The 8,988-nt window shown below is 62.4% G+C and carries 11 protein-coding genes, 1 tRNA gene and 1 pseudogene; 9 read left to right on the plus strand and 4 right to left on the minus strand.

Annotated features, from left to right (window positions below; genetic code table 11):
* Positions 1 to 100: glutamine amidotransferase (locus EN994_RS08025; RefSeq protein ID WP_245465997.1), on the plus strand; the 100-nt coding region annotated here is incomplete at its 5' end.
* Positions 101 to 219: 119 nt separating this feature from the next.
* Here EN994_RS08025 and EN994_RS08030 read toward each other — a convergent pair.
* Complete coding sequence (locus tag EN994_RS08030; protein WP_013532008.1) at positions 220 to 744, minus strand: hypothetical protein; 525 nt, start codon at positions 742 to 744, stop codon at positions 220 to 222.
* 160 nt (positions 745 to 904) lie between these two features.
* On the minus strand, positions 905 to 2,371 hold the full coding sequence (tig, locus tag EN994_RS08035; protein WP_013532009.1) for a trigger factor: 1,467 nt from the start codon (positions 2,369 to 2,371) through the stop codon (positions 905 to 907).
* Positions 2,372 to 2,745: 374 nt separating this feature from the next.
* Here tig and EN994_RS08040 point away from each other — a divergent pair.
* A tRNA-Leu gene (locus EN994_RS08040) sits at positions 2,746 to 2,830 on the plus strand.
* Between the two features lie 60 nt (positions 2,831 to 2,890).
* On the opposite strand, the gene EN994_RS08045 is transcribed toward EN994_RS08040, so the two are convergent.
* Complete coding sequence (locus tag EN994_RS08045; RefSeq protein WP_024504405.1) at positions 2,891 to 3,469, minus strand: NUDIX domain-containing protein; 579 nt, start codon at positions 3,467 to 3,469, stop codon at positions 2,891 to 2,893.
* A 225-nt stretch (positions 3,470 to 3,694) separates the two neighbouring features.
* Between EN994_RS08045 and EN994_RS08050 the strand changes: the two genes are divergently transcribed.
* The 3 genes from EN994_RS08050 to EN994_RS08060 all read left to right on the plus strand — a co-directional run bounded on the left by EN994_RS08050 (position 3,695) and on the right by EN994_RS08060 (position 5,459).
* Positions 3,695 to 4,798 carry an NADH:flavin oxidoreductase/NADH oxidase gene (locus EN994_RS08050; RefSeq protein WP_024504404.1) on the plus strand — a complete coding sequence of 368 codons (1,104 nt, stop codon included), beginning with the start codon at positions 3,695 to 3,697 and terminating at the stop codon, positions 4,796 to 4,798.
* Between the two features lie 112 nt (positions 4,799 to 4,910).
* Entirely contained in the window at positions 4,911 to 5,189 is a 279-nt protein-coding gene (locus tag EN994_RS08055) for a DUF982 domain-containing protein (protein ID WP_013532012.1), read from the plus strand.
* A gap of 30 nt (positions 5,190 to 5,219) precedes the next feature.
* Positions 5,220 to 5,459 (plus strand): DUF2188 domain-containing protein, encoded by a 240-nt coding sequence (locus tag EN994_RS08060; RefSeq protein WP_013532013.1) that lies wholly within the window; start codon positions 5,220 to 5,222, stop codon positions 5,457 to 5,459.
* A gap of 159 nt (positions 5,460 to 5,618) precedes the next feature.
* Here the strand turns inward: EN994_RS08060 and EN994_RS35975 are convergent, their stop codons facing one another.
* Positions 5,619 to 6,170, minus strand: coding sequence for a hypothetical protein (locus EN994_RS35975; RefSeq protein ID WP_224672900.1), 552 nt, complete (start codon positions 6,168 to 6,170; stop codon positions 5,619 to 5,621).
* Positions 6,171 to 6,296: 126 nt separating this feature from the next.
* On the opposite strand from EN994_RS35975, the gene EN994_RS08070 reads away from it, so the two are divergent.
* From EN994_RS08070 to EN994_RS08085, 4 genes and pseudogenes are all read left to right on the plus strand, one after another.
* The gene (locus tag EN994_RS08070; protein WP_063167866.1) at positions 6,297 to 7,040 is read left to right on the plus strand and encodes a competence/damage-inducible protein A; all 744 of its coding nucleotides are present in this window, start codon (positions 6,297 to 6,299) and stop codon (positions 7,038 to 7,040) included.
* A gap of 81 nt (positions 7,041 to 7,121) precedes the next feature.
* The gene (locus tag EN994_RS08075; RefSeq protein WP_027162597.1) at positions 7,122 to 7,955 is read left to right on the plus strand and encodes a universal stress protein; all 834 of its coding nucleotides are present in this window, start codon (positions 7,122 to 7,124) and stop codon (positions 7,953 to 7,955) included.
* 131 nt (positions 7,956 to 8,086) lie between these two features.
* Complete coding sequence (gene gpt, locus EN994_RS08080; RefSeq protein WP_013532017.1) at positions 8,087 to 8,587, plus strand: xanthine phosphoribosyltransferase; 501 nt, start codon at positions 8,087 to 8,089, stop codon at positions 8,585 to 8,587.
* Between the two features lie 210 nt (positions 8,588 to 8,797).
* Positions 8,798 to 8,988: pseudogene (locus EN994_RS08085) on the plus strand (NUDIX hydrolase); the annotation flags it as partial.

The following is an 8,988-nucleotide window of genomic DNA, read 5'->3' on the forward strand; positions in this document are numbered from 1 at the left end:
GGACATCGGACCGCACTGGCTGCCGCACAGTTTTGTCGAATGGCCCGGCTATGCGCGGCTTTGGACCAACGTGCTCCGCTGGGTCAGCAACGCCGTTTGATGATGTCGCCCCAAAGTGCGTTTTTGAGGCAACGACATGTATGAGAACAAAGGTTTGAAGCCGATCAGCATCACCGGGAACGGCGAGCTCGGCCGTTGCCGCCTTCGCCTCACGGTCGTTCACGGCGGATCGGTGTTGCAGTTTCCGGCAACCTGGCTGACCGCTTCGCCGAACCCGGCGAGGTCGAAATCGGCCTCGCCGCGCCCCGCCAGCAGCCCGAACCGCCACGAAAGCTGGAGCCGGTTCGCGGCGACAAGGCGCCTGATGCCATCGGCGCCATCGCGCACCAGCATCCGGCCGCGCGGCCCGACCGACCAGCTTTCGTCGAACTTGCTCTCCTGATCGACCGTAATCGACATGGTGATCTTGCGGCTGGCCGAAACAGCGTCGTTCAGTTGCAGCCATTCAGTCCAATGCGGCTCGCCGTTTGCCCGGCAGGCAATCGTCAGGATCGGGCTGTAGCTCAAGGCACCGCCGCCGGTGATCAGCTTGTTGGTGGCGTAGAGCGAGGCCGTCACGAGGCCGTCTTCACTCGTGCCGAAGCGCCAGTTGTCAGGCACCGTGCCGGCCTGGGCAATGCCGCAGACCGAGATAAGGATCAGCGCGATTGCCGAAGCGTGTCCCAATTCGACGAACAGTCTCAACACGCCCTCCAACAACCAAGCGGCTTGCAATAGAAGCGCAGATAATGATCAAAGCTTGGTCGCCACAGGCCGTCGCTCGCGAAGCATGGCGGCTGTTGCAGTTTGGCAACGAAAAAGGCCGCCTCGAGGGCGGCCTTCCTGTTTCAGCGGAGCGCTGGTGTTATTCGGCGGCCTTCTTCTTCGGCGCGGCCTTCTTCTTGGGCTCTTCCGCGTCGTCGGCCGTCTTGGCGTCGGCCTTCTTGGCGGCGGCTTTCTTCGCCGGCTTCGCCTTGACGGCGGTCTCGTCCTCTTCGTCGTCGGCCATCAGCTCTTCCTTGCTGACCTTGACGTCGGTGACCGAAATCTGACCGAGCAGATGGTCGACCACCTTTTCCTCGAACATCGGCGCCCGCAGCGTGTTCAACGCTTCCGGGTTGTTGCGGTAGAACTCGAAGACTTCCTGCTGCTGGTTTCCTGGATAGCGCCGCACCTGCTCGAACAGGCCGCGCTGCAGCTCTTCGTCCGATACGGTCACGCCGGCCTTCTCGCCGATTTCAGCCAGCACCAGCCCGAGGCGCACGCGGCGCTCGGCAAGCCGCAGATACTCGGCGCGCGCCTCTTCTTCCGTCGTCTCTTCGTCGGCGAAGGTGCGTCCGGCTGCTTCCAGATCACGATTGACCTGCGCCCAGATGTTGTTGAACTCGGCGTCGACGAGCTTCGACGGCGCCTCGAACGAATAAGCCGCGTCGAGCTGGTCGAGCAGCTGGCGCTTGACCTTCTGGCGCGTCATGGCGCCGAACTGGTTCTCGATCTGGCCGCGCACGACGTCGCGCAGGCGCTCCAGCGACTCCAGGCCGAGGTTCTTGGCGGTCTCGTCGTTGATTTCCAGCGCGCCGGGCTGGGACACTTCCTTGACCGTGACATCGAAGGTCGCTTCCTTGCCGGCCAGATGCGCCGCCTGGTAGTTTTCCGGGAAAGTCACGGTGACCTGCTTTTCGTCGCCGGCCTTGGCGCCGACAAGCTGATCCTCGAAGCCGGGGATGAATTCCTTCGAGCCTAGCACCAGCGGCTGATCGGTGCCGGCGCCGCCATTGAAGGCCTCGCCGTCGATCTTGCCGACATAGTCGATGGTGACACGGTCGCCATTGGCGGCCTTGCCGGTCTTCGGCTCGTAGCTGCGCGCCGATTCGGCAACGCGCTGGACCTGCTCGTCGATCTCGGCATCAGGCACGTCGAACACCTGGCGCGTCACCTTGATGTCGGAAAAGTCCTTGATCTCGATCGCCGGGATGATCTCGTAGTTGAGGCGGAATTCGAAGTCGGCGCCGCCGGCCAGGATCTTCTCGGCTTCCTTCTCGTCCTCGGTCATGATGACTTCAGGCTGCATGGCAGCCTTTTCACCACGCCCGGTAATGATCGAACGAGTCGAATCGTTGAGGATTTCGTTGACCACTTCGGCCATGAACGACTTGCCGTAGACCTTGCGCAGGTGCTGCACCGGCACCTTGCCTGGACGGAAGCCGTTGATGCGGACCTTGTTGCGGGCATCCGAAAGCCGCGCCATCAGCTTGGCTTCCATGTCACCGGCCGGCACGGTGATCTTGATCTCTCGCTTGAGACCGGAGTTGAGCGTTTCGGTGACCTGCATCGTAAAACCTTTGTTTTCACCAATGAGACTGCCACGGCCTCTGCCGTTCACAGCCTGCCGGTATATTCTTGCCGGGAATGGCTTTTGGTACGGAACCTGGCGATTTGACCGAAAACCCGGCTCAAACTCTCCCAAACTGCGTTCCAAAATGTGAATAAGTTCTTGTTTTTCCTACTTCTTATCACATTCTGCAGAAGCGGATCGTCGCGTCCCGTCACATTTGACACGCCTTTTGTCACAGGCGAGGCCAATTTTCAACAGTCTTCGCATCCCAGCGATAACCAGCATTCGGGGCCTGCCCCACATCTTGTCGCTGGGCCACATCTTGTCTCTGACATTGACAGAATGATGGCCACATGGGATTGCCGGTCCATGCGGATGTGGCGGAACTGGTAGACGCCCTGGATTTAGGTTCCAGTGCCGAAAGGCGTGGGGGTTCGAGTCCCTTCATCCGCACCACCCTTCGAGCTTCGGGTGGCGGGCCACCCGAAAGTCCTGGCGAAGGAGGACCGGCGCCTTTCAGGCAGGCATCGGATTGAGCTTCAGATGCTGGATCAGGATGATGGTCTTGGCGTCGACGATACGGCCATCGGCGATGCCGGCCAGCGCCTCGTCGAGCGGCATTTCCAGAACCTCGATGTCCTCGCCCTCTTCTTGCGCGCCGCCGCCGGCCGAGATGCGGTCGGCGGGTGAATAGCGGCCGATGAAAAACCAGAGCCGTTCGGTGACGCTGCCGGGGCTCATATAGGGCGAAAACAGCCGCTCGATATCCTTCAAGCGATAACCCAGCTCTTCCTCGGCTTCCTTGCGGATGGCGGTCTCCGGATCGTTTTCGTCCAACAGACCGGCACAGGCCTCGATCAGCGGCTCGCGGTGGCCGGTGACGTAAGCGGGATAGCGGAACTGGCGCACCAGAAGCACGGTCGAACGCAAGGGGTCGTAAGGCAGGATCACCGCACCATCGCCGCGATCATAGGTCTGGCGGATTTGCGTCTCCCACTGACCGTCGCGCCGGCGGTAGTCGAGGACGGTCTTCTTCAGGATGGCCCAGTCGTCGGAGAGGATTTCCTCCGAACGGACGCGAATACGATCTTCCATCCCGGTCTCCATGCTAAAGCGCGTCGCACTTCATGCTCCTGTTTATGCCTGTCGTTCTCCCAAAACCGGAGCCACTTTTGGGAGACATGCCTGGCCGAGGCGTAGCCGCGAACCGGCATTTCGGCAATCCCGCCCGTGATTGGTCCAGAAGCCCTTTCACCGCCTCGTGTCTGGCGCAGGCGCCATCGGTCGCCTAAATAGCTGCGAACCCTCCCGGAGTTTCTCATGACAGCGTCGCTTTTCCAGTCGATCACTCTCGACGGCCTCACCTTCCCCAACCGCATCGCCGTCGCGCCGATGTGCCAGTATTCCGCCGAGGACGGCTCGGCCAGCGACTGGCATCTCCATCACTGGATGAACCTCGCAATGTCCGGCGCCGGCATGGTCACGGTCGAGATGACCGATGTCGAGCGGCGCGGGCGTATCACCCATGGCTGCCTCGGCCTTTACTCTGAAGACAATGAAGCGGCCGCCCGCCGCGCGCTGGACGCTGCACGACGCGTCGCCGCACCCGGCACGAAATTCGGCTCCCAACTGGCCCATGCCGGCCGCAAGGCTTCGAACCGCAAGCCGTGGGAGGGCGGCGGGCCACTGAAGCCAAACGAGGATCCCTGGCAGACCGTCTCCGCCTCGGCCATCCCCTACGACACCGGCTGGAACGTGCCGCACGCTCTGGAGGACGAGGAGATCCTACAGCTGATCGAGCGCTTCGCCGAGGCGGCAAGGCGAGCCGAACGCGCCGGCTTCGATTTCCTCGAACTGCACGCCGCGCATGGCTATTTGATCTTCCAGTTCCTGTCGCCCTTGTCCAACCAGCGCACGGACCGCTGGGGTGGCGCGCTGGAAAACCGCATGCGTTTTGCCGTCGAAATCACCAAGGCGGTGCGCAAGGCGGTGCCAAAGCTGATGCTCGGCGCAAGGCTGTCCGTGAAGGATTGGGTCGACGGCGGCTTCGACGTGGCGGACGCGATCGAAGTGGCCAAAGCGCTGAAGGACGAGGGCGTTGCCTATCTCTGCTGTTCGAGCGGCGGCAATTCGCCGTTGCAGAAATTGCCCACCGGCCCCGGCTATCAGGTGCATCTGGCGGAGGCGGTGCGCAAGGGCGCTGATATTCCGACCCGCGCCGTCGGCCTGATCGACGACCCCAAGCAGGCCGAAGCGATCGTCACCGAGGGCCGCGCCGACATGGTGGCGCTGGCGCGGGCCTTCCTGGCTGATCCGCGCTGGGGGTGGCGTGCGGCGGCGACATTCAGCGAGACAATCCACCCGGCGCCACAACTTGCCCGTTCGGTGACCACGATGCAGCATTGGATGAAGGCGGCGGGCTGAACGGTTCGCGCTCCCGACACGGCGCTGTAGAGCCTTCAAACAGCCTCTGAGACGTTTGGGCGCAGGCTGACGGCCATGGTTGCAACCAAATTGGCTGCTTTGCGTTGCGGCCATGATGGACAACAAACCTTTTGAAGTGCCGGTCGTCGTCGAACTTGGCCACGTCGGCAAATATCGCCACATCCGCAGCGCCCAGGAGGCCGCGGAGTGCCTGATGACGGTGTGGCCGCTCAATCGCGGCCCGCGCCATCGTGATGCCCTCGACACTTGCCTCAAAGTGCTGGAAGGTTATCGTTCGACAGCAGATGCGCGCCGGGCGCTGATTGAAGCCGCCAAGGAATCGGAAGTGCTGGTGCCCGACGACAGACTGCCCGACGACCGACTGCATTGAGCAGACGGACCTTTCAACCGGAGGTTTTTCATGGCGAAGCTGACTTACAAGATCGTCGAACATGACGGCGGCTGGGCCTACAAGGTCGGAGCGACCTTTTCCGAGACGTTTCCGACGCATCAGGACGCGTTGCGCGCCGCCGAAATCGCCTCGGCCGAGCAGCAGGTCGCCGGAGCGACGGACGGCATCCAGTATGAGGACGCCGAGGGAAAATGGCATGAGGAACTGGCCGACGGCCGCGACCGGCCGCAGACAGAAGTCTCGGACTGATTCGGTATCGCGGTTGATGTGGAGCGGTTCGACGGAGCGCCGACCGCAGCGCCGTCCGGAGAGAGGACGCGCCAGCGGCCAGCGGCTGTCCTTGCGGACTAGCCCTCGAACATGGATTTCTGGAAAATCGGCGTGCGCTTTTCGGAAATCACGTTCTGGCTATTTGCCGCAATACTGATCGTTGACGTTTTGCCCTGCGTTAGCGTCCGGGCCTGGTGTGTTGTGGGCACATGGGCCAATAGCGCCGGTGTTGCCTTGGGTGTTCAACCCGGAGCCGTCACTGATGCTTCCCGTGGTGTAGGGGTCGACAGTTGTCTGGTCGTTGTTACCGAACAGCCACCAGTCATGATTGTTTGAGTACCTGTCGTCCAGTGACTGCGCCATCGCCGATGTGGCGAGACCGATCGTCAGGACGGATGCTGCGAGAAGTTTTGTAACCATTGAATCACTCCGTATCTTAGCCGCCTTGGTGCGACACTCATAAAACCCGGTAGTCAGCCGAATGGTTCCTTGAAATTGTCGTGAAGCTGAGGTGAGGCCCCGATCAGCCCGGCCGGCGATGCGCTCGATGGATGCGGCGGTTCGCTCCTGGGCCATGAATTCCGGCAAGTGCCCCTTGCCATAGCACCCGTCGATGCGGCCGAGATCTTGCTCGACCGCCACGTCATCGCAGAACATGGTGTGGAAACGAGTTGGCTTCGACCGAGCCATCCACCTCCGGCGGTCATGTAGTCGGGCAGGAAAGCCGGCGCCGCGGAGATGACATTGCGGCCACCGCTGCGCCGCGCTATCTCAGACCACTCGCCTTCCCGGGCCACTCGCTTGCCGGAGCTTCCCATGCCTGAAATCGTGACCGCCGCCATGCTCGTCATCGGCGATGAGATTCTGTCCGGCCGCACCAAGGACAAGAACATCGGCCATCTCGCCGACATCATGACGGCGATCGGCATCGACCTGAAGGAAGTGCGCATCGTCCCGGACGAGGAAGACGAGATCATCGCGGCGGTGAACGCCGTGCGCGCGCGCTACACTTATGTGTTCACCACGGGCGGCATCGGGCCGACGCATGACGACATCACGGCCGATTCCATCTCCAAGGCCTTTGGCGTACCTTGCGAATACGATGCCCGGGCCTATGCGATGCTGGAAGCAAGCTATGCCGCGCGCGGCATCGAATATACCGAGGCCCGCAAGCGCATGGCACGGATGCCGCGCGGCGCCGATCTCATCGACAATCCGGTGTCGGTCGCGCCTGGCTTCCGCATCGGCAACGTCCACGTCATGGCTGGCGTGCCGTCGATTTTCCAGGCCATGCTCGACAATGTCGTGCCGACGCTGAAGGCCGGCACAAAGATGCTGTCGGCGACCGTGCCCTGCCCGTTCGGCGAAGGCCTCATCGGGGGGCCGCTGGGTGATATCCAGAAAGCGCATCCCGATACGATCATCGGCTCCTACCCGAAATATGGCGATGGCAAGTTCTGGACCGAACTGGTCGTGCGTGCCCGCAGCCAGGAGGCGCTGGACGCTGCCCGCGCCGATGTCGAGGCGATGGTCGCCGGCTTCGCCAGCAATCCCGGCTGATCTGGTCCAGACCGGAACAAAGCACGACGCTGCAACGTTTCCCCGGCACGAGTTCGCCAGCTCGTGAACTGAGGGATTGTCATGCGATTCAAAACCATCGTCGCCATTCTGCAGAACGAGCAGGACGCCGAGCGCGTGCTCGACTGCGCCATTCCGCTCGCCAACCGGTTCCAGAGCCATCTGGTCGGCATCCACGCCGAAACGCTTCCCGTGCCCTACACCTCTGCCACAGGCTTTCCCGACACCGAATTCCTGCAGGTTTCGGCAGATATGAACCGGGAACGGGCCGAGAAATTGAGGACGCTGTTTCTCAGGCATATCGAGGATTCCGGTCTTTCCTTCGAGTGGCGAAGCCTGGAGAGCTTTTCGGGTGACAGCGCGCTGACCGGGATTTCGAGCGTGCGGGCCGCCGACCTGATCATAGCAGCGCAGCGCGAAACGGGCGGCGATTCCAGCGCGGACGTTGACACGCTGGTCTACGATGCCGGCCGGCCGGTGCTGGTGGTGCCGCACGAGGGTCCGCTGATCACCACCTTCAAACGCGTCTTGCTCGCCTGGAACGGCAGCAAGGAAGCGGCGCGCGCCGCCTTCGACGCGCTGCCCTTCATCATCGAAGCCGAGAAGACCGACATATTGGTTATCGACCCTCCTGAAACGCTCGACGACAGCCCGGAGGCCGCCGGCGCCGAAATCGCGGCGGCGCTGTCGCGCCACGGCGCCACCGTCAGCGTCTCGGTGCAGCAGTCGGGCGGCAGTTCGGTCGATGACATCATCCAGACCAGGATCGCGGAAACCGGCGCCGATCTGCTGGTGCTCGGCGCCTACAGCCATTCATGGCTGCGCCAGCTTCTGTTCGGCGGCGTGACGCGCAGCGTGCTGCGCACCGCGCCGGTGGCAGCCTTCCTGTCGCGGTAAGCCCACAGCGATCGCTGGCCCTTGCCTTGCCAAGGCCCCTGCTCTTGCCAAGATGGGGGCTTTCCAGCTAATTCCGCGCGCATTCCCCTGTTTTCTTGCGCGCGATCCCCGCGTGCTGTGGAGTGCGCGACATGTCCCTTCCCGAAAAAGCCTTTCCGGTCTCCTGGGACCAGTTCCATCGCGACGCTCGCGCACTCGCCTGGCGGCTTGCCGGTGCCAACAAGGGGCAATGGAAAGCGATCGTCTGCATCACGCGAGGCGGGTTGGTGCCGGCGGCGATCATCTCGCGTGAACTTGGCATCCGCGTCATCGAAACCGTCTGCGTCGCCTCCTATCACGATTATACCAGCCAGGGGCAGCTGCAGGTCCTCAAGGAGATCACCCCTGCCCTGCTCGCCGAAGACGGCGCCGGCGTGCTGATCATCGACGACCTGACCGACACCGGCAAGACGGCGGGCATCGTGCGCGCGATGATGCCCAGGGCGCATTTCGCCACCGTCTATGCCAAGCCGAAAGGCAGGCCGCTGGTCGATACTTTCGTCACCGAAGTCAGCCAGGACACCTGGATCTATTTCCCGTGGGATATGGGCTTCACCTACCAGAAGCCGATCGCCGACGACCACGCCGGCTGATTCGCAACTACCCTGTTACAGACCAGCAGCTTGCACCGGGGATGGATTTGCTTTCGCAAACACGTCCGGCAGAGCCGGATATTTCGCGAAATCGACGTCTATTGGCGGAAATTGGCCAGGCGAATGAAATTTTTTACTTTTATTGCCGACAATTAGCCGTAAGATTCGTGAGACGGCAAACGATTCCGGAGGCTGGGGCTAGCTTCTTCGATGTTGACGAGGCCAACGACACACAATCATCTGGCCGAAAGGGTCCGACGGCTCTTCGGCACCGCGCCGTGCCGCCTGCAGGTTGCCGCCCTGCCCTGGCGCGACACGGGAGACGGCGTCGAAATCATGCTGATCACCAGCCGCGATACCGGCCGTTGGGTTTTGCCCAAGGGTTGGCCAGAGGCCAGGGA

The sequence above is a fragment of the Mesorhizobium sp. M7A.F.Ca.CA.002.09.1.1 genome (assembly GCF_003998555.1).
Classification (GTDB): Bacteria; Pseudomonadota; Alphaproteobacteria; order Rhizobiales; family Rhizobiaceae; genus Mesorhizobium; species Mesorhizobium ciceri.